The 25,042-nt window shown below is 71.1% G+C and carries 23 protein-coding genes; 9 read left to right on the forward strand and 14 right to left on the reverse strand.

Translation table 11 applies throughout. The annotated features are described in order from the left end of the window. Window positions 1-53: 53 nt before the first annotated feature. Window positions 54-239 carry a DUF397 domain-containing protein gene (locus tag B9S57_RS31670; protein WP_103760601.1) on the reverse strand — a complete coding sequence of 62 codons (186 nt, stop codon included), beginning with the start codon at window positions 237-239 and terminating at the stop codon, window positions 54-56. Between the two features lie 2 nt (window positions 240-241). After that, the gene (locus tag B9S57_RS31675) at window positions 242-1,120 is read right to left on the reverse strand and encodes a helix-turn-helix transcriptional regulator (RefSeq protein ID WP_103760602.1); all 879 of its coding nucleotides are present in this window, start codon (window positions 1,118-1,120) and stop codon (window positions 242-244) included. Window positions 1,121-1,362: 242 nt separating this feature from the next. Between B9S57_RS31675 and B9S57_RS31680 the strand changes: the two genes are divergently transcribed. Continuing rightward, window positions 1,363-1,872 carry an ATP-binding protein gene (locus B9S57_RS31680; RefSeq protein WP_103760603.1) on the forward strand — a complete coding sequence of 170 codons (510 nt, stop codon included), beginning with the start codon at window positions 1,363-1,365 and terminating at the stop codon, window positions 1,870-1,872. On the opposite strand, the gene B9S57_RS31685 is transcribed toward B9S57_RS31680, so the two are convergent. Genes B9S57_RS31685 through pdhA (B9S57_RS31695) form a run of 3 tightly spaced genes read right to left on the reverse strand, consistent with a single transcriptional unit; the run spans window position 1,859 to window position 5,416 of the window. After that, window positions 1,859-3,262 carry a dihydrolipoamide acetyltransferase family protein gene (locus B9S57_RS31685; RefSeq protein WP_103760604.1) on the reverse strand — a complete coding sequence of 468 codons (1,404 nt, stop codon included), beginning with the start codon at window positions 3,260-3,262 and terminating at the stop codon, window positions 1,859-1,861. The two genes, B9S57_RS31680 and B9S57_RS31685, sit on opposite strands and share 14 nt — an antisense overlap. Window positions 3,263-3,272: 10 nt before the next feature. Then, a complete protein-coding gene (locus tag B9S57_RS31690; RefSeq protein WP_103760605.1) occupies window positions 3,273-4,253 on the reverse strand; it encodes an alpha-ketoacid dehydrogenase subunit beta in 981 nt (326 codons plus the stop codon). Between the two features lie 2 nt (window positions 4,254-4,255). Beyond that, the gene (pdhA, locus tag B9S57_RS31695; protein WP_103760606.1) at window positions 4,256-5,416 is read right to left on the reverse strand and encodes a pyruvate dehydrogenase (acetyl-transferring) E1 component subunit alpha; all 1,161 of its coding nucleotides are present in this window, start codon (window positions 5,414-5,416) and stop codon (window positions 4,256-4,258) included. A gap of 345 nt (window positions 5,417-5,761) precedes the next feature. Between pdhA (B9S57_RS31695) and B9S57_RS31700 the strand changes: the two genes are divergently transcribed. From B9S57_RS31700 to B9S57_RS31710, 3 genes are all read left to right on the forward strand, one after another. After that, window positions 5,762-6,421 (forward strand): response regulator transcription factor, encoded by a 660-nt coding sequence (locus B9S57_RS31700; RefSeq protein WP_103760607.1) that lies wholly within the window; start codon window positions 5,762-5,764, stop codon window positions 6,419-6,421. A gap of 224 nt (window positions 6,422-6,645) precedes the next feature. Then, entirely contained in the window at window positions 6,646-7,122 is a 477-nt protein-coding gene (locus tag B9S57_RS31705; protein ID WP_103760608.1) for a pyridoxamine 5'-phosphate oxidase family protein, read from the forward strand. Window positions 7,123-7,147: 25 nt separating this feature from the next. Further along, entirely contained in the window at window positions 7,148-8,209 is a 1,062-nt protein-coding gene (locus tag B9S57_RS31710) for a phosphotransferase (protein WP_103760609.1), read from the forward strand. A gap of 10 nt (window positions 8,210-8,219) precedes the next feature. On the opposite strand, the gene B9S57_RS31715 is transcribed toward B9S57_RS31710, so the two are convergent. Next, window positions 8,220-9,827 (reverse strand): protein kinase, encoded by a 1,608-nt coding sequence (locus B9S57_RS31715; RefSeq protein ID WP_103760610.1) that lies wholly within the window; start codon window positions 9,825-9,827, stop codon window positions 8,220-8,222. 295 nt (window positions 9,828-10,122) lie between these two features. Here B9S57_RS31715 and B9S57_RS31720 point away from each other — a divergent pair, with 295 nt between their 5' ends. The 3 genes from B9S57_RS31720 to B9S57_RS31730 all read left to right on the forward strand — a co-directional run bounded on the left by B9S57_RS31720 (window position 10,123) and on the right by B9S57_RS31730 (window position 13,102). Next, entirely contained in the window at window positions 10,123-11,745 is a 1,623-nt protein-coding gene (locus B9S57_RS31720) for a protein kinase (protein WP_103760611.1), read from the forward strand. Between the two features lie 292 nt (window positions 11,746-12,037). Then, window positions 12,038-12,370 (forward strand): hypothetical protein, encoded by a 333-nt coding sequence (locus tag B9S57_RS31725; protein ID WP_258036722.1) that lies wholly within the window; start codon window positions 12,038-12,040, stop codon window positions 12,368-12,370. A gap of 183 nt (window positions 12,371-12,553) precedes the next feature. After that, window positions 12,554-13,102 carry a bacterial proteasome activator family protein gene (locus tag B9S57_RS31730; RefSeq protein WP_103760612.1) on the forward strand — a complete coding sequence of 183 codons (549 nt, stop codon included), beginning with the start codon at window positions 12,554-12,556 and terminating at the stop codon, window positions 13,100-13,102. Between the two features lie 331 nt (window positions 13,103-13,433). Here the strand turns inward: B9S57_RS31730 and B9S57_RS31735 are convergent, their stop codons facing one another. The 7 genes from B9S57_RS31735 to pdhA (B9S57_RS31765) all read right to left on the reverse strand — a co-directional run bounded on the left by B9S57_RS31735 (window position 13,434) and on the right by pdhA (B9S57_RS31765) (window position 21,751). Beyond that, window positions 13,434-14,420 carry an NAD(P)H-quinone oxidoreductase gene (locus B9S57_RS31735; RefSeq protein WP_103760613.1) on the reverse strand — a complete coding sequence of 329 codons (987 nt, stop codon included), beginning with the start codon at window positions 14,418-14,420 and terminating at the stop codon, window positions 13,434-13,436. Between the two features lie 71 nt (window positions 14,421-14,491). Further along, window positions 14,492-15,634 (reverse strand): TrkA family potassium uptake protein, encoded by a 1,143-nt coding sequence (locus B9S57_RS31740; RefSeq protein WP_103760614.1) that lies wholly within the window; start codon window positions 15,632-15,634, stop codon window positions 14,492-14,494. Beyond that, on the reverse strand, window positions 15,592-17,196 hold the full coding sequence (locus tag B9S57_RS31745; RefSeq protein ID WP_181011551.1) for a molybdopterin molybdotransferase MoeA: 1,605 nt from the start codon (window positions 17,194-17,196) through the stop codon (window positions 15,592-15,594). The genes B9S57_RS31740 and B9S57_RS31745 overlap by 43 nt, the downstream gene beginning before the upstream one ends. Next, window positions 17,193-18,068 carry an NTP transferase domain-containing protein gene (locus B9S57_RS31750; protein WP_103760615.1) on the reverse strand — a complete coding sequence of 292 codons (876 nt, stop codon included), beginning with the start codon at window positions 18,066-18,068 and terminating at the stop codon, window positions 17,193-17,195. The genes B9S57_RS31745 and B9S57_RS31750 overlap by 4 nt, the downstream gene beginning before the upstream one ends. 124 nt (window positions 18,069-18,192) lie before the next feature. Beyond that, window positions 18,193-19,560 (reverse strand): dihydrolipoamide acetyltransferase family protein, encoded by a 1,368-nt coding sequence (locus tag B9S57_RS31755; protein ID WP_103760616.1) that lies wholly within the window; start codon window positions 19,558-19,560, stop codon window positions 18,193-18,195. Beyond that, on the reverse strand, window positions 19,560-20,591 hold the full coding sequence (locus B9S57_RS31760) for an alpha-ketoacid dehydrogenase subunit beta (RefSeq protein WP_103760617.1): 1,032 nt from the start codon (window positions 20,589-20,591) through the stop codon (window positions 19,560-19,562). Before B9S57_RS31760 ends, B9S57_RS31755 begins: the two co-directional genes overlap by 1 nt. Next, on the reverse strand, window positions 20,588-21,751 hold the full coding sequence (pdhA, locus tag B9S57_RS31765) for a pyruvate dehydrogenase (acetyl-transferring) E1 component subunit alpha (protein ID WP_103760618.1): 1,164 nt from the start codon (window positions 21,749-21,751) through the stop codon (window positions 20,588-20,590). Before pdhA (B9S57_RS31765) ends, B9S57_RS31760 begins: the two co-directional genes overlap by 4 nt. Before the next feature lie 224 nt (window positions 21,752-21,975). Here pdhA (B9S57_RS31765) and B9S57_RS31770 point away from each other — a divergent pair, with 224 nt between their 5' ends. After that, window positions 21,976-22,500, forward strand: a complete 525-nt coding sequence (locus tag B9S57_RS31770) for an Lrp/AsnC family transcriptional regulator (protein WP_103760619.1) — start codon at window positions 21,976-21,978, stop codon at window positions 22,498-22,500. Between the two features lie 56 nt (window positions 22,501-22,556). On the opposite strand, the gene B9S57_RS31775 is transcribed toward B9S57_RS31770, so the two are convergent. Further along, the gene (locus B9S57_RS31775; protein WP_103760620.1) at window positions 22,557-23,147 is read right to left on the reverse strand and encodes a TetR/AcrR family transcriptional regulator; all 591 of its coding nucleotides are present in this window, start codon (window positions 23,145-23,147) and stop codon (window positions 22,557-22,559) included. 123 nt (window positions 23,148-23,270) lie between these two features. On the opposite strand from B9S57_RS31775, the gene paaN reads away from it, so the two are divergent. Further along, window positions 23,271-24,971 (forward strand): phenylacetic acid degradation protein PaaN, encoded by a 1,701-nt coding sequence (paaN, locus tag B9S57_RS31780; RefSeq protein WP_103760621.1) that lies wholly within the window; start codon window positions 23,271-23,273, stop codon window positions 24,969-24,971. Window positions 24,972-25,042 lie beyond the last annotated feature (71 nt).

Raw genomic sequence — 25,042 nt, forward strand, 5'->3', positions numbered from 1 at the left:
GACGGAGGGGTCCTACCCGCACGGACTGTGCGGGTAGGACCCCTCCGTCGTCGCTACGCGTGCCGCCGGCGCAGGTCGGACGTGAAGGCGTCCCACGCGGTGGGGGTGACGGTGAGGACGGGACCGTCCAGGCGCTTGGAGTCACGGACGGCGACGGCCAGGGGGATGTTGCGGGCCACTTCTACGCACTCGCCGTTCCCGCTGCTATAGCTGGACTTGACGAACTCGAAGTGCGTCACGGCTACAACTCCTTGCGAATACGCCCGATCAGAGCGAGGGAATCGCGGGGAGCGAGTCCACTTCTGGCGATACGGCCGAACGTGACGTTGTGTCGTTCGGCGTCCGTCTCGCTCTCCAACCACAGCGTAGACGACGTCGTGTCCATGTAGACCACGTCCATCGCGCCAGGTTCAGCGAACGACACGACACTGAAAGCGCTGGTCATGCCGGGATGCGAACCAGCGAGGAAGGGGACAATCTGCACCGTGACATTTTCCTCGCAGGCAGCGCGTTCCAGACGCTCCAACTGGGCACGCATCACGTCACGTCCGCCCACCAACTGCCGTAGTGCACCCTCCGCCACGATCGCCCACAGAGCGAGCGGCTTGGTATCCGTCAGCCTTGCCTGGCGAGCGATCTTCGCTTCGACAAATCGCTCGATCTCGTCCGGATCGTCCCAGTCCGCGTTTCCGATCGCGAGCGCCCTGGCGTAGTCCGGGGTCTGGAGCAGTCCTGGCACGAAGGCTCCCTGCCAGGTCCTGACACCGGTGGCGATGTCTTCGAGCGCCACGTACTCAACCAAGGAGCGCAACTCCGGGTACTGATTCCACCAGCCCTTCGCCTTGCGGCGCTCCCGGTCCACCCGGGCCACTTCCAGCAACCGGCCGACGACGTTCACGTCGTCATGACCATAGAAATCGCAGAGAGCCCGGATGTCCGGGTCCCGCATAGGGACCCAGCCGCGCTCCATCTTCACGATCTTCGAGTTGGTCGCGCTGATGACCTGGGCGGCCTGCTGTTGCGTCTTCCCGGAAGCGTCCCGGAGGCGTAGCAACTCGCTACCGAGCCTGCGCCCCAGAACAGTTGACGTCCGGTTACCCATCTGCGTCGCTCGATTCACCCGGCCAGTCTCGCGGTTCTGGGTGGCGCCCGTCGACTCCCGCGACTTTTCGAGACAAGTGTCTCCGTTTCACTTGCGCAGATCGCGCGAGGATCGCTACGTTCAGCACACAGCCGCTCACACAGTGGAGCCATCAGGCGGAAGTGCACCGCCCTGCCCTGCGCCGGAACCGACGACCGGATCCGGCTCGCCGCAGACGCGACATCGCCACCGCCGTCCACGCACACCGGAGGCAGACACCCATGGCCGCAGTCCAGGAGATCTCCGTACCCGAGCCCCCGCTCCGTGAGGACCGGCTCGACTACACCCCCACCGCGCGGAGCATCTCCCTCAGTCGGCACCGCACCGCGCGGCTCGTCATCCAGTGGGGGCACGCGGAGCTGGCCGATGACGCGGCGCTGCTGGTCAGCGAGTTGGCGACCAACGCCCTGCTGCACGGAGGCGTCCGGGGCAGGCTGATCAGAGTGGAGCTCACGCTCACCCGGACGGCGCTTCGCGTCGCGGTCAGTGACCCGCGCGGTGAGCGGCTGCCCGGCCTGCGGGTCGCCGCCACCGACGACTGCTACGGGCGCGGCCTTCTGATCGTGGCGCGGCTGGCCGACCACTGGGGCGTCGAGCCGCGCACCGTCGGCAAGACCGTGTACGCCGAACTCTCCCTGCGGCGGAGGGCTCCGGACACGCCGGTGGGCCCGCGCTCACATCGCGCGGGCCCACCGGAATCACGTACAGCAGGGGTGGCTACCCCCAGGTGATCAGGCGCTTCGGCTGCTCCAGGATCGCCGCGACATCCGCGAGCACCTTGGAGCCCAGTTCCCCGTCGACCAGCCGGTGATCGAAGGAGAGGGCCAGCGTGGTCACCTGACGGGGCTTCACCTTGCCCTTGTGGACCCAGGGCTGGAGCTTGATCGCCCCGACCGCGAGGATCGCGGACTCGCCCTGGTTCAGGATCGGCGTACCCGTGTCGACCCCGAAGACACCGACGTTGGTGATGGTCACCGTGCCACCCGCCATCGCGGCCGGGGAGGTCTTGCCGTCGCGAGCCGTGGTGACCAGGTCGCTCAGGGCCTGCCCCAGCTCGGGCAGGGTCTTGTCGTGCGCGTCCTTGATGTTCGGCACGATCAGGCCCCGCGGGGTGGCGGCGGCGATGCCCAGGTTGACGTAGTGCTTCTGGACGATCTCCTGGTTGGCCTCGTCCCAGGTTGCGTTGACCTCCGGGTGACGCTTGATCGCGACGAGGAGGGCCTTGGCGATGATGAGGAGCGGATTGACCCGCACCCCCGCCATGTCCTTGTCCTCCTTGAGCTCCGCCACCAGCTTCATCGTGCGCGTCACGTCGAGTGTCACGAACTCGGTGACGTGCGGCGCGGTGAAGGCGCTGCCGACCATGGCCTGCGCGATGGCCTTGCGTACGCCCTTGACCGGGATGCGGGTCTCCCGGCCGGCCGCGTCGACGGACACGGCGGCCGGTGCGGGCGCCACGGCCGGGGCGACGGCCTGCGCCGGCGCCTCGGCGGGTGCCGGGGCGGCCGCCGCGTGGACGTCCTCGCGGGTGATGACGCCGCCCTCGCCGGTCGGGGTGACCGTCGCGAGGTCGATGCCCAGGTCCTTCGCGAGTTTGCGCACCGGCGGCTTGGCGAGCGGACGCGTCTCGGGAACCGTCGGGGCCACCGGCGCCGCGTGGCCGTTCATCTCGGCCTGGATCGCGGCGGCTGCCGGCCCCGGGATCTCGACACCCTTGCGGGCGCGCCGCTTGGTGGACGTCTCGGCCACGCCGTAGCCGACCAGGACCGGCTGCCGGCCTTTGGGCGCTTCGGGTTCCGGTTCCGCGACGGGTTCCTGGACGGGCTCCGGGGCCGAGGGGGCGTCACCGCTGCCCGGCGCCACGTCGACCGCGATGATCACCTCGCCGACGTCGACGGTCGTGCCCTCGGGGAAGCGCAGTTCGTGCACCACCCCGTCGAACGGGATCGGCAGCTCGACCGCGGCCTTGGCCGTCTCGACCTCGCACACGACCTGGCCGTCGGTGACGGTGTCACCGGGCTGGACGAACCACTTGAGGATCTCCGCCTCGGTCAGCCCTTCGCCCACATCGGGCATCTTGAACTCGCGGAAACGAGCAGACGTTTCGGTCATCGTCGTCACGACCCTCTCCTCAGTACGCCAGCGAGCGGTCGACGGCGTCGAGCACCCTGTCGAGACCCGGCAGGTACTCGTCCTCGAGCCTGGCCGGCGGGTACGGGGCGTGATAGCCGCCGACCCTCAGCACGGGCGCTTCGAGGTGGTAGAAGCAGCGCTCGGTGATCCGCGCCGCGATCTCGGCCCCGGAGCCGTAGAACACCGGCGCCTCGTGGACCACCACGAGCCGGCCGGTCTTCTCGACCGAGGTCTGCACGGTGTCGAAGTCGATCGGGGACATCGACCGCAGGTCCAGGACCTCGAGCGACTTGCCCTCCTCCTGAGCCGCGGCGGCCGCCTCCAGGCAGACCTTCACCATCGGGCCGTACGCGACGAGCGTGAGGTCGGAACCCTCACGGGCCACGGCGGCCTTGTGGAGCGGGCCCGGGATGGACTCGGTGTCGAGCTCCCCCTTGTCCCAGTAGCGGCGCTTGGGCTCGAAGAAGATGATCGGATCGTCGCTCTGGACGGCCTGCTGCATCATCCAGTAGGCGTCGCTCGCGTTGGAGGGCGAGACGACCTTCAGGCCCGCCACGTGCGCGAACAGGGCTTCCGGCGACTCGCTGTGGTGCTCGACGGCACCGATGCCGCCGCCGTACGGGATGCGGATGACGACCGGCATCTTGATCTTGCCGAGCGCACGGGCGTGCATCTTGGCGAGCTGCGTGACGATCTGGTCGTACGCGGGGAAGACGAAGCCGTCGAACTGGATCTCGACGACCGGGCGGTAGCCGCGCAGGGCCAGACCGATCGCCGTACCGACGATGCCGGACTCGGCGAGCGGGGTGTCGATGACCCGGCCCTCGCCGAAGTCCTTCTGCAGCCCGTCCGTGATGCGGAAGACCCCGCCGAGCTTGCCGACGTCCTCACCCATGATGAGGACCTTGGGGTCGGTCTCGAGAGCCTTGCGCAGCGACTCGTTGAGCGCCTTCGCGATGGACATCTTCTCGGTGGCCATGGCTAGTTGCCCTCCTCGGCGAACGATGCCTGGTAGGCGGCGAACTGGGCGCGCTCCTCGTCGACGAGCGGGTTGCCGTCGGCGTAGGCGTGGTCGAACAGCGCGAGGGGCTCCGGGTCGGGCATGGACCGCACCACGTCGCGCACCCGCTTGCCGAGGGTCTCGCTCTCCTCGTCCAGCGCGGTGAAGTACGCCGCGTCGGCGAGCTCCTGCTTCTCCAGATACGTCCGCAGCCGCAGGATCGGGTCCTTGGCCTCCCAGGCCACCCGCTCCTCGTCCGCCCGGTACTTGGTCGGGTCGTCGGAGGTGGTGTGGGCGCCCATCCGGTAGGTGAACGCCTCGACGAGGGTCGGACCCTCGCCGCGCCGCGCCCGCTCCAGCGCCGACCTGGTGACGGCCAGGCACGCCAGCACGTCGTTGCCGTCGACCCGGACACCGGGGAAGCCGAAGCCCTGCGCGCGCTGGTAGAGCGGCACGCGCGTCTGCTTCTCGGTCGGCTCGGAGATCGCCCACTGGTTGTTCTGGCAGAAGAACACGACCGGGGCGTTGTAGACGGCGGAGAAGGTGAACGCCTCCGCGACGTCGCCCTGGCTGGAGGCACCGTCACCGAAGTACGCGACGACCGCCGAGTCCGCGCCGTCCTTGGCGACGCCCATGGCGTAGCCGGTGGCGTGCAGGGTCTGCGAGCCGATGACGATCGTGTAGAGGTGGAAGTTGTTGGTGCTGGGGTCCCAGCCGCCGTGGTTCACACCGCGGAACATCCCGAGCAGATTGGTCGGGTCGACCCCGCGGCACCAGGCGACACCGTGCTCGCGGTAGGTCGGGAAGACGTAGTCGTCGTCGCGCAGCGCCCGGCCGGAACCGATCTGCGCGGCCTCCTGGCCGAGCAGCGAGGCCCACAGGCCCAGCTCGCCCTGACGCTGGAGCGCGGTGGCCTCGGCGTCGAAGCGGCGGGTGAGGACCATGTCCCGGTAGAGGCCCCGGAGCTCGTCCGCGCTCAGGTCGATCTCGAAGTCCGGGTGCTCGACGCGCTCACCCTCGGGCGTCAGCAGCTGTACCAGCTGGGGCTCGGAAGCCTCCGGCGTCTGCGCGGGCGTCTTCGCGGCGCTGGTCCGCTTGCTGCTGCGTCGCGGTTTGCGCGCGGCAGTGCTCTCCACGGTCACGTGCGTGCTCCTCCGTCGGTCCGGCCCCCGGGATGGCCGGGAACCAGTGCGGCTCGCCTGTGTCCGGACCCGTGCACGGGGTGGGTGCCACTCGGCCGGAACAAGCGTGACAGGTGCCCCGGCGAGCGTCCTGTCATAAGCACGTTACCCAGTGCATCGCATAACTGCGAAACACCTTGTGACCTGCGATTTTGCTTGGATTTCCAAGTAAATCGCAAAAATCGCGAACTCTCGCTGGTCACAGCACCGGTAGCGGCACGACAGGCGGCCGGAACAACGGCACGTTATCCCGGGCGACAGCCCCAGGGAAGGGCGGACGGGAAAGGAGTGTGTGAGACTTCGAATGTGCGCGAAGAAGGAAAAATCACGGTATTCCTGCTCGACGATCATGAAGTCGTCCGGCGTGGCGTTCACGAGCTGTTGTCCGCCGAGGAGGGCATCGAGGTCGTGGGCGAGGCGGGCACGGCGGCGGACGCGCTCGCACGCATCCCGGCGACCCGGCCCGACGTCGCCGTCCTGGACGTGCGGCTGCCGGACGGCAGCGGGGTGGAGGTCTGCCGTGAGGTCCGGTCGAGGGACGAGGACATCAAGTGTCTGATGCTCACCTCGTACGCCGATGACGAGGCCCTCTTCGACGCGATCATGGCCGGCGCCTCGGGATACGTACTGAAGGCCATCCGGGGCAACGAGCTGCTCAGCGCCGTCCGAGACGTGGCGGCAGGCAAGTCCCTGCTGGACCCCGCGGCGACTGCGCGCGTGCTGGAGCGGCTGCGTGAGGGCAAGGACGGCAAGGGCGACGACCGGCTCGCGGGCCTGACGGACCAGGAGCGCAGGATCCTCGACCTGATCGGTGAGGGACTGACGAACCGGGTGATCGGCGAGCGGCTGCACCTCGCCGAGAAGACCATCAAGAACTACGTCTCCAGCCTGCTGTCCAAGCTGGGGATGGAGCGGCGGTCGCAGGCGGCGGCGTACGTGGCGAGGCTCCAGGCCGAGAAGCGCTGAGACCGGGCGGGGCGGGGAGACGCCGGTCGGGCGAGGTGTGCGGGCGCCGACCACGGCGCCGCGACGGGCTGGGTGCGGGGGCGTCGGTCCCGGCGCCGCTCGGGACCCGGGGCAGGGACTTTGGTCCCGGCGCCGCTCGGGACCCGGGGCAGGGACTTTGGTCCCGGTTCCTCGGGGGCGCCGGACCCTTACACGGCTCCTACCTGTGGCCCAGAGTGGAGCGCATGCTTTCCTCCCGCCCCTCCGACACCGCAGGCGCCGGCCCCTCCGGCGGCTCCCCGGCCGCCTCCGATCGCGCGGAGAAGCTCCGCGCGATCGAACTGCTCGGCAGCGTCCGCTACGGCCGGCTGGCCATGAGCATGCGCGCCCTGCCCTTCCTGGCCGTGGCCCGGCACCTGGTGATCGAGGGCCGGGTGCTGCTGCGGATGCACCGGGGACTCGGCTTCCACGAGTCCTGCGACGGAAGCGTCATCGCGTACGGGGCGGACAACTTCAACTTCCCGGAGCCCGGCGGCAGGGAAGACCTCTGGTCGGTGCAGTTCACCGGCCCCGTGGAGATCGTGAATCCGGCCTCCTACCAGCGCGAACGCTTCGGAACCGGCCCGTCCGAGGTGAACGGCGAACACTTCGATCCGGTGTACCTCCGGCTCGATCCGCGTCTTGCGCACATGCACACTCTGACCTTCGACGCAACCCCGTAACCCCGGCCACGTAGCGTCACCTAACATGTGGCGGGTGCTGCGCTCATCTGTGCCCCTCCCGCCTGTCCCTCCGGTCGGCGAGGTCCTGCGCCGCTACCCCGACGCCGGGGAGCCCCTCGCCTGCGAGCCCCTCAGCAAGGGCCTGCTCAACCACGGTTACCGCGTGTCCACCACGCGAGGCTCGTACTTCCTCAAGCACCATCTCGACAAGCACCACCTCGACGACGCCAGCGGCGACCACGCGACGATCGTCCGGCAGCACCGGGCGACCCAGCAGCTGCACTCCCTCGGCGTGCCGGTGGCCCCACCCCTCGCGGACACAGAGGGTGACACGGTGACCGTGATCGACGGGCGGCGCTACGCCCTGCACCGCTGGGTGGACGGCCTCCACCGGGACGGTGCCCAGCTGACGACGGCCCAGTCACGCAGGCTCGGGGCGCTCCTCGGCGCCGTGCACATGGGTCTGGAGCAGGTCATGGAGGCGGACCCGCAGTCTCCGGCACGGGCCCAGAGCCCCAGCCCCGACCCCACCGACACGTTCACGCTGATCGACGAGCTGCTGACGGCCGCGCGGCGGATGGGGCCCCGGGACGCCTTCGACGAGCTCGCCGTACACCGTCTCGTCGAACGCCGCGCCCTGCTGGAGCAGCACGCGCACCGGCGCCCGCCGACGCCCGAGGGCTCCGCGAGGGGATGGGTGCACGGAGACTTCCACCCGCTGAACCTGCTCTACCGGGGGGCCGACCCCGTGGCGATCGTCGACTGGGACCGGCTCGCTGTGCAGCCGCGCGCGGAGGAGGCCGTACGCGCAGCGGCGATCTTCTTCGTCCGGCCGAACGGCGAGCTGGCACTGGAGAAGGTGCGGGCGTACGCCCGCGCGTACCGGCGGTCGGCGGGCGCGGGGGCGGCCGAGCTGGCGGCAGCCGTGCACCGGGTGTGGTGGGAGCGCCTCAACGACTTCTGGATACTCCGCTGGCGCTACCGCCTTCACGACCGCAGGGCCGACCCGCAGTTCCCTGCGGTGTCGGCCCTGGCGGTGTGGTGGACGCGCGAGTACGAGGCGGTCGGCGAGGCCTTCACGGGGTGAGGCCCCTCGGTCAGCCCTCCGTGGTGCCCGTCGAACCCGCGGCGGCACCCGCCGCCGCACCGCCGGCCGGGGTGCCCGCGGTGGTTCCGTCCGTCGTGCCCCCCGTGTCGTCACCGGTCCCGCCGCCCTCGGTGCCACCGTCCGACGTACCGCCGTCGTCCCCGGTCCCGCCGTCCGTCGTCGTGCCGCCGTCGGACGTTCCGCCCGTGCCCGGGTCCGTCGCCGTGGGCGTCTCGGTCGGCTCCTGGGTCGGCTCGGTCGGGTCCTGGGAGGGGGTGTACGACGGCTCGCGGGTCTCCCACGTCCGACCGCCCGAGGAACTGTCCGGTTCCTCGGTCTCCTCCGTCTCCTCGTCCGTCGGATCCGCCGAGGACGGAGTCTCCGAAGGAGAGGCGGAGGTGGAGGGCGTGGTCGGGGTCTTCTTGTTGCCGCCCAGGTCGGACGCCTGGAGGGCGAACGCGACACCCGCGCCGATCGCGATCAGCGCGAGCAGGACGAACAGCCACATCTTCCCGCGGCCGCCCCCGCCCTGGTGACCGCCCGCGTACGCGCCGTCGTCCGGGTTCATCGGCGGCAGGATCGGCCCCTGCGAGGTGTCCCCGTGCGTGGGGTACCCCATGGCCGCCGTACCGCCGCCCACGTTCATCGCCGCCGTGCGGCCGCTGTCGTGCGCGTCGACCGGGCCGGTGTTCCACGTGCCCGTGTGCCCGCCCTGGACCTGCAGCATCTGCAGGCTGTACTGGACGAGGCCGCGCATCTCCTCCGCGCTCTGGAACCGGTCGTCCGGGTCCTTCGCCAGGGACCGCATGACGAGTCCGTCCAGCTCCGGCGGGACGGCCCCCGCGGTCTGGGAGGGCGGCACCGGCATGTCCTGGACGTGCTGGTAGACCACCGAGAGCGGGGTCTCGCCCGTGAACGGGGGCCGCAGGGCGAGCAGCTCGTAGAGCAGGCATCCGGTGGCGTACAGGTCGGAGCGGTGGTCGACCGCCTTGCCGAGGGCCTGCTCGGGGGAGAGGTACTGGGGCGTGCCCATGACCATGCCGGTCTGGGTCATCGTCGACTGGGCGCCGTGCAGCGCGCGGGCGATGCCGAAGTCCATCACCTTGACCGCGCCGGAGTGCGTGATGATCACGTTCGCCGGCTTGATGTCCCGGTGCACGATGCCGTGCTGGTGGGAGTAGGCCAGGGCTTCGAGGACCCCCGAGACGATGATCAGCGCCTGCTCGGGCGGCGGCGCCTCCGCCTCGAGCAGCAGGTCGCGGATGGTGTTGCCCTCGACGAGCTCCATGACGATGTAGGGCACCGTCGACCCGCCCACGACGTCCTCACCGGAGTCGTACACGGCGACGATCGCGTGGTGGTTCAGCCCCGCCACGGACTGTGCCTCCCGCGTGAAGCGGGCCTTGGAGACCGGGTCCTCGGCCAGATCGGAACGGAGCAGTTTCACCGCTACCGTGCGTCCCAGACGGACGTCCTCCGCGGCGTAGACCTCGGCCATGCCGCCGCGGCCGAGCCGGTGTGTCATGCGGTAACGGCCGTCCCCGACCACACCGCCGACACCCCAGGAGTCGGTGCCATCCGAAACTCCGCCGCCGTTTGCTTCGGATTCGGGTGCCATCAGTCCTCGCCGTCGTTTCTGTCCGCGCGTCCGCGGGTTCTCACGGTGCCTTGCTGCATTGCCACGTCACGCTACAGCCTCTGTCCGACACGCCGGATTCGAGAGTGACGGGCCATCCAATCGGCTCGCGCGCCGTCCGCGCAAATTCCATGCGCTTCCTGTAACGCTTCCGAGACGCTTCTTGTGCGTACGGTCACGGAACGGGCACCCGGCTTGACGTGTCGTACCCCTCGGGCAGACTTGGCCCGTCACAGGGATGATCGCGTCCGTCGGGCGCCGAGGGGGATGCAAGATCATGAGCCACGACGGTGCACAGGGGCGCTACGCGGGCGGTTCCGTGGCCGGTGGCCGCTACCAGCTGCGTGACCTGCTCGGCGAGGGGGGCATGGCGTCCGTCTACCTCGCGTACGACACCGCGCTCGACCGGCAGGTCGCCATCAAGACGCTCCACACGGAACTGGGGCGCGAACAGTCCTTCCGCGAGCGCTTCCGGCGTGAGGCGCAGGCCGTCGCCAAGCTGCAGCACACCAACATCGTCTCGGTCTTCGACACGGGCGAGGACGAGCTCGGCGGCGCGCTGATGCCGTACATCGTCATGGAGTACGTCGAGGGCCAGCCGCTCGGCTCCGTGCTCCAGTCGGACATCCAGCAGTACGGCGCGATGCCGGCCGACAAGGCGCTCAAGGTGACGGCGGACGTGCTCGCCGCCCTGGAGACCAGCCACGAGATGGGCCTGGTCCACCGCGACATCAAGCCCGGCAACGTGATGATGACCAGGCGCGGCGTCGTGAAGGTCATGGACTTCGGCATCGCCCGGGCCATGCAGTCGGGGGTCACCTCGATGACCCAGACCGGCATGGTCGTCGGCACCCCCCAGTACCTCTCCCCCGAGCAGGCGCTCGGCCGCGGCGTCGACGCGCGCTCCGACCTCTACTCGGTCGGCATCATGCTCTTCCAGCTGCTCACGGGACGCATCCCGTTCGACGCGGACTCGCCCCTGGCCATCGCCTACGCGCATGTGCAGGAGGAGCCGGTCGCACCCTCCAGCGTCAACCGGTCGATCACGCCCGCGATGGACGCCCTCGTCGCCCGCGCACTGAAAAAGAACCCGAACGAGCGCTTCCCGAGCGCCGCGGCGATGCAGGACGAGATCGCGCGCGTGCTGAGCGCGAGCGGACCCGCGGGCGCTCCGGTGATCACGGGCGGCAGCGGTCCGGCCAACAGCGGATCGGGCGTCGGCTCGGCGGTCTTCCCGCCCGTCGACCAGGCCACCCCGGCACCGCAGGGCGTGCAGACGCCGTACCAGCCGCACCCCCACCAGCAGCAGCACCAGCCGGGGCCGTACGCCACCCCCGCCCCCACTCCGGGCTACGGCTACCCGCAGGCGCCCCAGCCGTACGGGACCCCGGCGCACCTGGGGCACCAGACCCCACCGCCGTACACGATGTCCCCGCAGACGACCGCGGGAGGCACGGGCGGCGGCTCCAGGCGGAACATGCCCGTCGTCGTCGGGGCGATCGTCGTGGCCCTCGTCGCGATCGGCGGGCTCGTCACCTTCCTGAGCATGCAGGACGACGACTCGGGCAAGGGCGGCGATCCGAGCACCAGCGAGTCCCCCGTGGCCGGGGAGCACAAGGCTCCGGAGCGGAACCGGACGATGGACGAGGACGAGTGCACCGACCCCACCGAGGACTCGGACGACCCGGCCAAGGTCCAGGCGCCGAACTTCGTCTACAAGGACATCCTCTCGGCGAGGGCCTGTGCCGACGCGGCGGGCTGGACGGTCAAGGTCATCGAGGTGGAGGGAAACACCTACGCCGAGGACCAGGTCATCGACCAGTTCCCGACGTCGGGAACGGCCGTGCCCGAGCGGGGCGCCCACTTCGAACTGCGGATCGCGACCGGCGACCCGGCCTGACCGGCCTCTTCCCCTCACCCTCCGGCTGCGCCCGAGCTGACTCCCCTCGCCATCAGGGGATGCGGCTTCCGGACGCATTCGGGATGCCGGACATATCGGAGCATGTGACGCTGATCTCATGCCTCCAGGACTCCCGGCTTCACGGTCGTCACGGTGCGTCGTCTGCCTGGTGATGGCGGTCGGGGTGGCACTCGGACCGCCGGCCTGGGCACAGACGGACGGTGGAGCCTCCGCCTCCTCGCCCCCTGGCCACCTGGCACCGGCGAAGCCCTCGGATTCCCCGTCCCCCTCCGTGAGCGCATCCGCCGAGCAGCCGCCCTTCGCCGGGCGGCAGGCAGGGGAGGGGCGGGCTCGGCCGGGGCGGTCGCTCTCCCCTCAGGACATCGCGGACTCCGAGGCCGCGGCGGACGAGGTGCCGCCGGATCAGGATCCCGTGGACCGGCCCGCTTTCACACCGCCGCCCGGGGCGTTCCCCGAGCCCGGTGAGACCGAGCGCCAGCGGCAGCGACAGGCGCTGGACGAACCCGCTCTGCGTCAGGTACGGGACGTCTCGCTGGGGTCGGGAATCGCCCTGGTGGGGCTGGGCCTGGCGTTCCTGGCGCTGCGTATGCGCCGCACGGACTGACGCGGCCACCCTCTGACCAGGGACGCTGTCCACCGGCCGTGACCAGGTCCGGCTCCGGTCGCAGTGCACACGGCCACCTGCCGAGACGCACATTCCGTGATTCCTGTGCGTCCGGGAGCGAGTGGTCATCCCGTTCCGGGGGCACCACCATGTGGTGAGGCCTGCGTGCGAGACAATGGCGTCATGGAGATGCCGAGGAATGAACGGTCGCAGGAGCACCCCCAAGTCCTCGTGGTGGGGCAGGACGGAATGGCTATCGGCGGCGGTGGCGGTGACGATGAATCACGTGAGATCCCGGTGACGGAGATGGTCGAGCAGCCCGCGAAGGTCATGCGCATCGGCAGCATGATCAAGCAGCTTCTCGAGGAGGTCAGGGTGGCTCCTCTCGACGAGGCGAGCCGGGTCAGGCTGAAGGAGATCCATGCGAGCTCGGTGAAGGAGCTCGAGGACGGTCTGGCGCCGGAGCTCGTGGAGGAGCTGGAACGGCTCTCGCTGCCGTTCACCGAGGAGTCCGTGCCCTCCGAGGCGGAGCTGCGGATCGCGCAGGCCCAGCTGGTCGGCTGGCTGGAGGGCCTCTTCCACGGCATCCAGACGGCGCTCTTCGCCCAGCAGATGGCGGCCCGTGCTCAGCTGGAGTCCATGCGCCGCGCCCTTCCTCCGGGCGTCGGCCATGAGGACGAGGAAGGCGGCGTCGACCCGCACGGACCGGCGCGCTCCGGCCCGTACCTGTAACCGACGAATCACCGGGCGCGTTACGCACGGGGCCCCGCACACGCCGTGTGTGCCGGGCCCCGGCGTCTTCCCGTGGCACACGGCCGCGGTCGGGCCGCGCACCACGAAAGACACCGGGGTACGCGAACACGGTCAGCTCGCGCGTCGGGCCTCCCACCGCCGTAGCTGCCCGTGTGCCGGGGTCTGCCCGCTCCCGGGCGTGGGACGTGCCCTGCAGCCGCCTGTCGGGACCCCTGGGCCCCGCACGTACCGGGACCTGCCGCGCCCTGGGACGTACCCGTACGGGGCCTGCGTACGCGGACCTGCCCGCGCCTCCTGCGATCTGTTCGGCTCAGGCCTCCGGGGCGGCCAGGATGATCTTGCCGATGTGGCTGCTGGACTCCATCAGCCGGTGGGCCTCCGCCGCGTCCGCCATCGGCATCGTGCGGTCCACGACCGGCCGGACGACGCCGTCGGCAAGCAGCGGCCACACGTGTTCGCGTACCGCCGCGATGATCGCGGCCTTCTCGGCGAGCGGCCGCGCACGGAGCGACGTCGCCGTGACAGCGGCCCGCTTGCTCAGCAGGGCGCCCAGATTCAGCTCGCCCTTGACACCGCCCTGGAGGCCGATGATGGCAAGGCGGCCGTTGACCGCCAGCGCCCGCACGTTCCGGTCCAGGTACTTCGCCCCGACGATGTCGAGGATGACGTCCGCCCCGGCACCGTCCGTCGCCTTGCGCAGTTCCTCGACGAAGTCCTGCTCGCGGTAGTCGATGAGGATGTCGGCGCCGAGTTCCTTGCAGCGCGCCAGCTTCTCGGGACCGCCCGCCGTCACCGCGACGCGTGCACCGACGGCCTTCGCGAGCTGGATCGCCATCGTGCCGATGCCGCTGGATCCGCCGTGGACCAGAAGGGTCTCACCGGGGCGCAGGTGGGCCACCATGAAGACGTTGGACCAGACCGTCGCCGCCACCTCGGGCAGCGCGGCGGCCTGCGCGAGGTCCACGCCGTCGGGCACGGGCAGCAGCTGGCCGACCGGGACGGCCACCTTCTCCGCGTAACCGCCACCGGCGAGAAGTCCGCAGACCTCGTCGCCCACGGCCCATCCGGTCACCCCGGGGCCGAGCGCCACGATGCGGCCCGCGCACTCCAGGCCCGGGTAGGGAGAGGCACCGGGCGGGGGGTTGTAGAAACCCTGCCGCTGCAGGACGTCCGCCCGGTTGACCGCGCTGGACACGACCTCGACGAGGACCTCGCCCTCGCTCGGCTCGGGATCGGGGACCTCGGCCCATACGAGCGCTTCGGGACCGCCGGGTTCGGGGATCGTGATCGCATACATGGCCGCGAGGCTACTCCGTGCGGGCCCCCGGGCGGGGCGGACCTGCCCTGCGTCGCCGCCCGGGTCCTGTCCTACGGCCGCTGGTTGGGCTGCTGCGGATGATTCAACAGCGACGGGTGGATCGGTGAGGCCCGCACGATCGTGATCACCCGGTCCGTCAACTGCAGGGGGCTGGCTGCGGGATCGTCGTATCCGATCAGCCGATGCCCGCGCAGGACACTGACCACCAGGTCGTCGGTCTCCCGGACGTTCTTGCCCACCTCTGCCTTTATCACCGGCCGTTCGACGAGATCGAGACCGCTGCCCTGCTGGATGAGGTCCTCCATCACCGTGCCCGCGCTGGGGCTCAGGACGGAGAGACCCAGCAGACGCCCGGCCGCACTCGCGCTGGTGATCACGGCATCGGCGCCCGACTGCCGCAGCAGCGGTGCGTTCTCCTCCTCCCGCACGGCAGCGACGATCTTCGCGCCCCGGTTGAGCTGACGCGCGGTCAGTGCGACCAGTACGGCGGTGTCGTCGCGCTGCGTGGCGATGATGATCTGACGGGCCTTCTGCACCTCGGCCCGCAGCAGCACATCGCTGCGCGTCGCATCACCCAGCACACCTACGAAACCCTCGGCGTTGGCTGCCTCGATCACCTTGCCGGCCGGGTCGACGACGACGATCTGGTCCTTCTTCAGACCGGTGGCACAGAGCGTCTGGATCGCCGAGCGGCCCTTCGTGCCGAAGCCGACGACCACGGTGTGTTCACGCAAGTTGGTTCTCCAACGGTTCAGCCGGAAGTCCTCCCGGGTCCGCTCCGTCAGGACCTCGAGGGTGGTGCCGACCAGGATGATGAGGAAGAGCACGCGCAGCGGCGTCACCAGGATGACGTTCACCAGCCGGGCCGAGTCGCTGTAAGGGACGATGTCGCCGTACCCGGTCGTCGACAGGGTCACCGTCGCGTAGTAGACGGCGTCGAGGAAGTCGACCTTGCCGTCCGCGTTGTCGTGGTACCCGCCCCGGTCGGCCCAGACGATGAAGACCGTGAGGGCCAGCACCGTGAGCGCCATCGCCAGCCGCTTGGCCACCTGCCGCAGAGGCCGGTCGACCACCCGCCGGGGTAGAAGCACCCGCGTCGGCACGACGTGTTCGTCCGCGCGCCTGGCCATCGCGTCGTGGCCGGGAAGTTTCACGTGAAACACCCTTCCGTCCACGGCGATGCCGAGGCCCACGGTAGATCGAGGATCTCCACCTCGGTGCCGGACCGTACCCCGTCGGGCGGCACCACGGCCAGCCCGTCCGCGGCGGCGATCCCCCGGAGCATGGCGGGGCCGTTGTAATGCAGGGGAACGACGCCCTCGTCGCGGTGGACCACGGGGATCAGCCGGGTGTCATGCGGGTGTCCGTGCACCTCTTCGTGGACGGGGGCGCGATAGCGCTCCGGGGCGGGCCTGCCGGCGATTCCCCGGAGCAGGGGTTCGGCCAGCGTGAGAAGCCCGGACACCGCCGCGAGAGGGTTACCGGGCAGCCCCACCAGGCAGGGGCCGCCTTCGGGAAGCCGCGCCAGCAGCATGGGATGGCCGGGACGCACGGCCACGCCGTCGACCAGCAGCTCGGCCCCGATCTCGGCGAGTACCGGATGGACGTGGTCCACCGGCCCGGCGGCCGTTCCTCCCGTGGTGAGGATCAGATCGGCATCGGAGGAGACGAGCGCCTGACGGAGGGCCCCGGCATCGTCACCCAGCCGCCGGGGATCCGCGACCTCCGCACCCAGAGCGCGGAGCCAGGGGGCCAGCATGGGGCCGAGTGCGTCCCGGATCAGGCCCTCACGCGGAAGCCCCGCCGTGAGCAGCTCGTCACCGAGCACGAAGACGTCGACACGAGGCCGGGGTACGGCGACGAGGGCGTCGTACCCGGCGGCAGCGGCCAGCCCGAGCACGGGCGGGGTCACTACCGTCCCGACGGGCAGGAGCTCGTCGCCGGACCGGCACTCCTGGCCCCGGGGCCGGATGTCCTGGCCCGTGACGACCTCGCGTGTGGCGTGCAACAGCCCCTTGGCCTCGTCGCAGTGGGCGTGCTCGCTGCGGATCACGGCGGTGGCGTCTGCGGGGAGGCGCGCACCGGTGGCGATCCGCAGGGCGTGCCCGTCGGGGAGGCGCTCCGATGAGCCCCGTCCGGCGAGCAGCCCTTCCCCCTCTCGCACAGTCCAGGGCCCGGGCCCCGCCACGACCCAGCCGTCCATGGCCGAGGTGTCGAACGACGGCAGATCGGTGAGGGCGACGACGGCCTCGGCCAGGACGTGCCCGAGGGCGCGGTCCAGGGGGAGACGGTGGGCGGCCAGGGGAGCGGACCGTCCGAGGCGCTCGGCCAGGGCGCGTGCCCGGGACCAGGGAGTGGCCCTGGCTCGGTGGGCATGCGGAGAGGCCGGGGAGCCAGAGGACCGGGAACCGTGGGTCGGAGCTCCGTGAAGGGTGGACGGGCCGCTGGACGGGCCGGATCCCGGCACGCCCTGTGCCGGGGAACCCGGTGCGGGGGGGCTGCCCTGTCTGCGGGAGCTGCCGGGGGCCGGGGAGCCGCCCGGTCCGGGGGAGCCACCCGGTGTCGCGTTGGTGCGCTCGCCCGGCTGCACCGGCGTCGGCGGGGAGGCAGGTGCCGCCCCGCCCGACCCGTCCGACGGGGAGTGGGTGGCCCCCGGCTGATGTCCGACGATCGCGAGGGCCTGCTCGACGGCCCGTTCCTCCTCGGCCGCCCGTTCCTCCTCGGCCGCCCGCGCTTCGCGCCCCTGGGCGGTCATGGCGCTCCGGGCCCGCTGCCCTCCTCCGTCTCCTCCTCCCATCGGAGCGCGAGGGCGGTGGCCTTACGGGAGGCTTCGGCGACTGCTTCGGCAGCAGCCTCCGGGCTCTTTCCGCTGCTCGCCACCGCCGCCGCGTATCCCACGAGGAAGGTGGTCAGCGGGGCGGCGGGCCGGGCGACGCCGTGCGCGGCATCGCGGGCGAGATCGAGCAGGACGCCGGTGTCGACGTCGAGTTCGATGCCCAGTTCGTTCTTGACTGCGGTGATCCATTCGTCCAGCACGGTCCCATGCTCCCTGATCCGCGCCCTGGCGGCAGCAATGTCTTCCCAGGTGTCGCAGTCGAACGACGAGAGAGAGCCGGCCTGGACCCGGGCCAGATCCAGCTCGGCCGTCAGCAACCGCAGCGGGAGACCTGCGAGACCGCCGTGTTCCGCGGCGAGAAGGGCCAGTTCACGGCGGAGCGGCTCGCCCCGGTAGACGGCGACCAACGGCTGGTCCCGGCCGTCCCCGTCGGTGCACAAGGCCCCTTCGTGCTCCCCCGTCCGCGCCGCGGCCAGCAGCGAGCGGACCGTCTCCTCCCCCAGGAACGGCAGATCGGCGGAGAGCACCAGGACGCTCTCCGCGTCCGTCTGCCGCACGCCCGCACCGAGCGCGGCCAACGGTCCGCCGCCCTCGGGCACTTCACGTGTCCAGGCGACCGGGCGCACGGTGGGCCGGCGCCCACCCACCACCACGGTGGACCCGGCGTCGGCACATGCGGCGAGAACCCGGTCGAGCAGCGCACGGCCGCCCACGCGGAGCCCTGGCTTGTCGGCTCCCCCGAGGCGTTTCGCGGCCCCGCCGGCCAGAACGATGGCGTCATACGCGGTCATGCCCCGAGTATGCGGGCCGCCCGCCCAGGACGGTCTCCCCAGGGACCGAAATCACCACGGGAGCCGGACGGAACCGTCCACGGCGGACACCGCCGCAGGCCGGAACCGCCCGGGGCCGCCCCCGCTACAGCGTGCGCAGGAGCACCGCCGGCTGCTCCACGCAGTCGGCGACGTACCGCAGGAACCCGCCCGCCGTGCCGCCGTCGCAGACCCGGTGGTCGAAGGTGAGGGAGAGCTGCACGACCTGGCGGACCGCCAGCTCGCCTCCGTGCACCCAGGGTTTGGCCATGATGCGGCCGACGCCGAGCATGGCCGCCTCGGGGTGGTTGATGATGGGCGTCGACCCGTCGACGCCGAACACCCCGTAGTTGTTGAGCGTGAACGTCCCTCCGGTGAGCTGCGCCGGGGTCAGCTTCCCGTCCCGGGCCGCCTCGGTCAGCCGGGTGATCTCGGCACCGATCGACTCCGTGTTCCGGGTGTGCGCGTCCCGCACGACCGGAACGACCAGGCCGCGCTCCGTCTGGGCGGCGAACCCCAGATGGATCCCGGGCAGCCGCACGATCTCCCGGGCTTCGGTGTCCACCGTCGAGTTGAGCTCGGGGAACCGGGCCAGCGCCGCCGTGCAGATGCGGGCCAGCAGCGCGAGCACCGACACCTTGGGCCCCGTGGCGTTCATGGCGGCCCGTGCAGCCATCAGCTCGGTGGCATCGGCATCGACCCAGCAGGTGGCGTCGGGGATCTCCCGCCGGCTCCTCGACAGCTTCTCGGCGACCGCGCCCCGGACCCCGCGCAGAGCGATCCGCTCGGCCTCCGCCTCCGCCTCCGGCCCTGGACCGGCCACCGGGGCCGCGCCGACCGCACGTTCCTCGTCCGCGGTCCGGATGGCGGACTCCACGTCGGTCCGCAGAATCAGCCCGTCACGTCCCGTGCCGGCGACCAGCCGGAGATCGAGGCCGTGCTGACGCGCCAGCTTCCGGACGAGAGGGGAGATGACGGCGACGGGACCCTGCGGATCCACCGGGGCCGTGATCGTCGCGGGTGCCGGTGCCACGGGCGCCGGTGGCGGTGCCGGTGCGGGTGCCGGTGCCACGGGCGCCGGTGCGACGGGGACCGGTGCGGGCCTGATCCTGCGTCTCCGCGCGGCCGGTGCCCCCGTTCCGTAGCCGACCAGCACGTTGCCCGACACACCGCTCTCGGCATCCGCGCCGGCGGGCTCGGACGCCTCGTCGCCGGGCGCCGGCTCCATCGATCCGACCGCCACCGTGAGCAGTGGCGCGCCGACCGGGAGCTCCGCCCCCTCCGCGCCGAATCGTGCGGTCACCACACCCCCGTAGGGGCAGGGAACCTCCACCATCGCCTTGGCCGTCTCGACCTCGACGACCGGCTGGTCGACGGTCACGACGTCGCCGACCTCCACCAGCCAGCGAACGATCTCGGCCTCGGTCAGCCCTTCGCCCAGGTCCGGCAGCTTGAATTCGAGCACCCGCGCCATCAGCTCTCGGCCTCCCACTGAAGTCGGGCGACCGCGTCGAGCACCCGGTCCACGCCCGGCAGATGGTGCCGCTCCTGCATCGGCGGCGGATAAGGAATGTCGAACCCGGCGACGCGCAGGACCGGCGCCTCCAGGTGGTGGAAGCACCGCTCGGTGACCCGCGCCGCGATCTCACCGCCCGGACCGCCGAATCCGGACGACTCGTGGACGACCACCGCCCGCCCCGTACGCCTGACCGACGCGGCGACGGTCTCGTCGTCGAAGGGCACCAGCGAGCGCAGGTCGACCACCTCGAGGTCCCAGCCCTCGGCCGTGGCCGCCTCGGCGGCCTCCAGGCACACCGGGAGGGACGGGCCGTAGGTGATCAGGGTCGCGCTGCGCCCGGGGCGCCGCACGACGGCCCTCCCGATCGGCTCGACCGCCGCCGGTGCGTCGGGCGACCAGTCGGCCTTGGACCAGTAGAGCCTCTTAGGCTCCAGGAAGACCACCGGATCGTCGGAGGCGATCGACTCCCGCAGCAGCCCGTACGCGTCCTCGACCGTGGCCGGCATGACGACGTGCAGGCCCGGGGTCGCCATGTAGTACGCCTCCGAGGAGTCGCTGTGGTGCTCGACGCCCCCGATCCCCCCGCCGTACGGCACCCGCACCGTGATCGGCAGGGGCATGGCACCCGCCGTCCGGTTCCGCATCTTGGCGACATGGCTGATCAGCTGCTCGAAGGCCGGATAGGCGAAGGCGTCGAACTGCATCTCCACCACGGGCCTCAGCCCGTACATCGCCATGCCCACGGCCGCTCCGAGGATTCCCGCCTCGGCCAGCGGAGTGTCCGTGCAGCGGGCGTCGCCGAACTCCTTCGCCAGACCGTCGGTGACGCGGAAGACTCCGCCGAGCGTGCCCACGTCCTCCCCGAGGACGTGCACCGTCGGATCCTCGGCCATCGAGTCGCGCAGCGCCCTGCCGAGAGCCTGCGCCATCGTGGCCGGCTTCGCCCTGCCGGTCCGCACGTCTGCCGTCACCGCAGCGGTGCTCATCGGCCGCCCTCCGCGCCGCTCTCGTCGTGCGGGCCGTGTTCGGCGTCCAGCTCGCCCCGCAGAAGAGCCGCCTGTTCCCGCAGCTGGCCGGTCTGTTCCTCGTAGACGTGGCTGAACAGATCCATCGGGTCGAGCACCGGATCGGCGTTCATCTGCTCCCGCAGCGTCGCGGCCATGCGCTCCGCCGCCTCCCTCACGGTCCCGATGGTGTCCTCGTCCAGCAGCCCGCGCCCCGTCAGCTCGCGTTCCAGCAGCCGGACCGGGTCGTGGGCGCGCCACGCCTCCACCTCGCTGTCGCCGCGGTAACGGGTGGCGTCGTCCGCATTCGTGTGGGCTTCCATGCGGTACGTGACGGCCTCCACCAGCGTCGGTCCCTCTCCGCTCCTGGCCCGTGCCACCGCCTCGCTCAGCACCTGGTGCATCGCGGCCGCGTCGTTGCCGTCGACCAGACGTCCCGGCATCCCGTAACCCACGGCCTTGTGGGCGAGGGACGGCGCCGCGGTCTGCTTGGCCAGCGGCACGGAGATCGCGAAGCCGTTGTTCTGTACGAGGAAGACGACCGGGGCGCGCCAGACGGCCGCGAAATTCAGCGCCTCGTGGAAATCGCCCTCGCTCGTCCCTCCGTCGCCGACCATCGCGAGCGCCACCACGTCGTCGCCCTTGAGGCGCGCCGCGTGCGCCAGGCCCACAGCATGCGGCAGCTGGGTGGCCAGCGGGGTGCACAGCGGGGCGATGCGGTGCTCACGCGGGTCGTACCCGGTGTGCCGGTCCCCTCGCAGCAGCGTCAGCGCCTCGACGGGGTCCAGGCCGCGCGCCACCGCGGCAAGGGTGTCGCGATAGCTGGGAAAGAGCCAGTCACGGTCCTCCAGCACCAGTGCGGCCGCGATCTCGCAGGCCTCCTGACCGGTGCTAGACGGGTACACCGCGAGCCTGCCCTGCTTGGTCAGCGCGGTTGCCTGCGCGTTGTACCGGCGACCGCGCACCAGCTCGGCGTAGAGCCTCAGCAGCAGCTCGGGATCGGCGCCGTCAGCGGCATCCGTACCGAGCACGCGGAACGGCTCGGGGTCCGGGAGCAGCGGCGCGGGATCGGTGAGCGGCTTCCAGGCCGGGGGCGGCGTGGGCCGGTAGGCGGCTGCGCCGGGCAGCTCCTGGACCGTCATGACAAGCACCTCCTGGCATCGAGATGTATCGAGGGGTGTCGAAATCTGCAGCATTCGGGGCGTGGGCGAGGCACCGGTGTGGTGCGCCTCACCTACCGATTGTTCGGTCGCGGGCGCAATTTGGCTACAGGCGGCTCCAGCCTGTGGACAAACGGTTCTCCACAGCCTGGGATAGGGGCAGGTCGTCCACAACAGGGAGGCGCGGGCAGATGCCAGCTGAACAAATGGCCGACGGGGCCGGGAACAGCGGCCGCACACCGCCCGCGCGGCCGCTGGACTCCGTCGACCGGGCCATCCTGCGCATCCTCCAGACGGACGGTCGCGCCTCGATACGCGCCGTCGCCGAACGCGTCCACGTCTCGCGGGCCAATGCGTACGCCCGCATCAACAGGCTCGTCGAGGACGGCGTGATCCGGGGTTTCAGCGCACGCGTCAATCACGAGCGGGCCGGGGAGGCAGCCTCCGCCTACATCACGCTCAAGATCGTCCAGAACTCCTGGCGCACCGTGCGGGAACAGCTCCAAGCCCTTCCGGGAGCCACCCACATCGCCCTGGTCAGCGGAGACTTCGACGTCCTGCTCCTGGTGCACACCCCGGACAACCAGGCGCTGCGCGAGCTGGTCCTGACCAGGATCCAGGCGATACCCGAGGTGCTGTCGACCCGCACCCTGCTGGTGTTCGAGGAGACCGACCTGGGACCGCGCCAGGACCGCCCGGCCGATCTCGACCAGGACGCCACTCCCTGGTGACGCGGCCCCCTGGGCCGCCGTGCAGAGGGCCAGGGGGTCGACGCCCCCGCCCCGGATCAGCCGGCCCGCATCCCCTCGAAGGCGAGCTGGACGACCGTGTCGGCGAGCTGGTCCGCCTCCGAGGAAGGCCCCGGCTGCGGCCGGTACCACTCGACCAGCGAGTTCACCATGCCGAAGAGCAGCCGGGTCGCCAGACGTATGTCCACGTCGGCCCTCAGGTCGCCCTCCGCCACCGCGGCCTTGAGCAGCTCGGACACCCGCTGGTCGAACTCACGCCGCCGCTCCAGCGCCCAGCGCTCCGTCTTCGTGTTGCCGCGCACCCGCAGCAGCAGCGTGACGTACGGCAGCTCCGCCAGGAGCACCTCGACCGTGCGGCGCGTGACGTACTCGACCCGGGCGACCGCGCGCCCCTGCACCGCCCCCGTCTCGTCGAGGATGCCGAAGAGCCCGTCGAGCGCCCGGCTCACCGCCCGCCGCAGGAGTTCCTCCTTGCCCGCCACATGGTGGTAGATGGACGACTTGGAGATCCCTGCCGCCCTGGAGAGGTGCTCCATCGACGTGCCGTCGTAGCCGCGCTCGTTGAAGACACGGACCGCAACGGTGAGGAGTGTCTCCGGGGTGTACGTGTCCCGCTTGGCCGTGGTCATGACCGCGATCCTCCCCCATGAGTTGTCCACAGGTTCCTTGGGGCCCCTTGTCCCGACCGATCGTTCGGTTACTCTAACTCCGTCCGCACATCCCTGCCCGGCTCGACGAGGAGTTGGTCCGTCATGGCCGCCGAGCTTTCCCCCGAGAAGCTGTCCGAGATCCACCGACCGACGCTCGACCAGGCCCTCGACGCGATCCGCACGCGCGCCTACTGGTCCCCGCACCCCGAGCACCCGAAGGCGTACGGCGAGGGAGGTCTCCCCGGCAGCCTCGGCGCGGCCGAGGGCAAGGCCGCGTTCGACGCCGTGCTCGGCACCCGGCTGGATCTCGGCCAGCCCGGTACCGACGGCTGGACCGGCGGGGAGGTCTCGCCCTACGGTCCGGAGCTCGGCGTCGAGTATCCGCACGCCGACATGGACGTCCTGCTCCCCGCCATGAGCGCCGCGATGGGCTCCTGGCGAGCGGCGGGGCCCGAGACGAGGGCCCTGGTCTGCCTGGAGATCCTCGCCCGGATCAGCGCCCGTACGCACGAACTGGCGCACGCGGTGATGCACACCAGCGGGCAGGCCTTCGTCATGGCCTTCCAGGCCGGCGGCCCGCATGCCCAGGACCGCGGCCTCGAAGCCGTGGCGTACGCCTACGAGGAACAGACACGTACGCCCCGCAGCACCGACTGGTCGAAGCCCCAGGGCAAGCGCGACCCGCTGCGGCTCCACAAGACGTACACGGCGGCCGGGCGCGGAATCTCCCTGCTGATCGGCTGCAACACCTTCCCCACGTGGAACGGCTACCCGGGTCTCTTCGCCTCACTGGCCACCGGCAACCCCGTCCTGGTCAAGCCGCACCCGCGGGCCGTCCTACCGCTGGCGCTCACCGTCCAGCTGGCCCGCGAGGCTCTGTCCGAGGCGGGTTTCGACCCGAACCTCGTCGCGCTGGCGGCCGAGCAGCCCGGCGAAGGCATCGCCAAGACTCTGGCGGTGCGCCCCGAAATCAAGATCATCGACTACACGGGGTCCACCGCCTTCGGCGACTGGCTGGAGACCAACGCCCGGCAGGCCCAGGTCTACACCGAGAAGGCCGGCGTCAACACGATCGTCCTCGACTCCACCGACAACTACCGGGGCATGCTCTCCAACCTGGCCTTCTCGCTCTCCCTCTACAGCGGCCAGATGTGCACCACCCCGCAGAATCTGCTCATCCCCCGCGACGGCATCGCGACCGACGCGGGTGCGAAGTCCTACGAGGAGGTGGTGGCGGACATCGCCGAGGCGGTGGACGGACTCCTCGGCGACGACGCCCGGGCCAACGGACTGCTCGGCGCGCTGGTGAACGCCGACGTGAAGGCCAGGCTGGAGGGCGCGGCAGCGCTGGGCGAGGTGGCACTCGCCTCGCGTCCGGTGGCCAACCCCGACTTCCCCGACGCCGTGGTCCGTACGCCGGTCCTGGTGAAACTCGACGGCTCCAAGCCCGACGACGGGGCGGCCTACCTCTCGGAGTGCTTCGGCCCGGTCTCGTTCGCGGTGGCCGTCGACTCGACCGGTGACGCCTTGGACCTCCTGCGCCGCACGGTCCGCGAGAAGGGTGCGATGACGGTCGGCGCGTACACCACCTCTCCGGAGGTGGAGAGCGCGGTGGAGGACGTCTGCTTCGACGAATCGGCTCAGCTCTCGCTGAACCTCACCGGCGGCGTGTTCGTCAACCAGACGGCGGCCTTCTCCGACTTCCACGGTTCGGGAGGCAATCCGGCGGCCAACGCGGCACTCTGCGACGGAGCCTTCGTGTCCAACCGCTTCCGGGTGGTGGAGGTCCGCCGCCAGGCCTGAGCGAGCACCCGGCCGGCGGGCCGTGGGCATCCGGTGGAGCGGGCATCCGCTCCACCGGTCACCCGGTCACC

This window comes from Streptomyces sp. SM10 (assembly GCF_002910915.1).
GTDB lineage: Bacteria > Actinomycetota > Actinomycetes > Streptomycetales > Streptomycetaceae > Streptomyces.

What these genes read in the sequence shown, in the direction of transcription:
- B9S57_RS31680 (WP_103760603.1), top strand. Translation starts at nt 1,363, where the DNA reads ATGGCCGCAGTCCAGGAGATCTCCGTACCCGAGCCCCCGCTCCGTGAG.
- B9S57_RS31690 (WP_103760605.1), bottom strand. Translation starts at nt 4,253, where the DNA reads ATGGCCACCGAGAAGATGTCCATCGCGAAGGCGCTCAACGAGTCGCTG.
- B9S57_RS31705 (WP_103760608.1), top strand. Translation starts at nt 6,646, where the DNA reads ATGCTTTCCTCCCGCCCCTCCGACACCGCAGGCGCCGGCCCCTCCGGC.
- B9S57_RS31710 (WP_103760609.1), top strand. Translation starts at nt 7,148, where the DNA reads ATGTGGCGGGTGCTGCGCTCATCTGTGCCCCTCCCGCCTGTCCCTCCG.
- B9S57_RS31715 (WP_103760610.1), bottom strand. Translation starts at nt 9,827, where the DNA reads ATGGCACCCGAATCCGAAGCAAACGGCGGCGGAGTTTCGGATGGCACC.
- B9S57_RS31720 (WP_103760611.1), top strand. Translation starts at nt 10,123, where the DNA reads ATGAGCCACGACGGTGCACAGGGGCGCTACGCGGGCGGTTCCGTGGCC.
- B9S57_RS31730 (WP_103760612.1), top strand. Translation starts at nt 12,554, where the DNA reads ATGGAGATGCCGAGGAATGAACGGTCGCAGGAGCACCCCCAAGTCCTC.
- B9S57_RS31735 (WP_103760613.1), bottom strand. Translation starts at nt 14,420, where the DNA reads ATGTATGCGATCACGATCCCCGAACCCGGCGGTCCCGAAGCGCTCGTA.
- B9S57_RS31745 (WP_181011551.1), bottom strand. Translation starts at nt 17,196, where the DNA reads ATGACCGCCCAGGGGCGCGAAGCGCGGGCGGCCGAGGAGGAACGGGCG.
- B9S57_RS31750 (WP_103760615.1), bottom strand. Translation starts at nt 18,068, where the DNA reads ATGACCGCGTATGACGCCATCGTTCTGGCCGGCGGGGCCGCGAAACGC.
- B9S57_RS31755 (WP_103760616.1), bottom strand. Translation starts at nt 19,560, where the DNA reads ATGGCGCGGGTGCTCGAATTCAAGCTGCCGGACCTGGGCGAAGGGCTG.
- B9S57_RS31760 (WP_103760617.1), bottom strand. Translation starts at nt 20,591, where the DNA reads ATGAGCACCGCTGCGGTGACGGCAGACGTGCGGACCGGCAGGGCGAAG.
- pdhA (WP_103760618.1), bottom strand. Translation starts at nt 21,751, where the DNA reads ATGACGGTCCAGGAGCTGCCCGGCGCAGCCGCCTACCGGCCCACGCCG.
- B9S57_RS31770 (WP_103760619.1), top strand. Translation starts at nt 21,976, where the DNA reads ATGGCCGACGGGGCCGGGAACAGCGGCCGCACACCGCCCGCGCGGCCG.
- B9S57_RS31775 (WP_103760620.1), bottom strand. Translation starts at nt 23,147, where the DNA reads ATGACCACGGCCAAGCGGGACACGTACACCCCGGAGACACTCCTCACC.
- paaN (WP_103760621.1), top strand. Translation starts at nt 23,271, where the DNA reads ATGGCCGCCGAGCTTTCCCCCGAGAAGCTGTCCGAGATCCACCGACCG.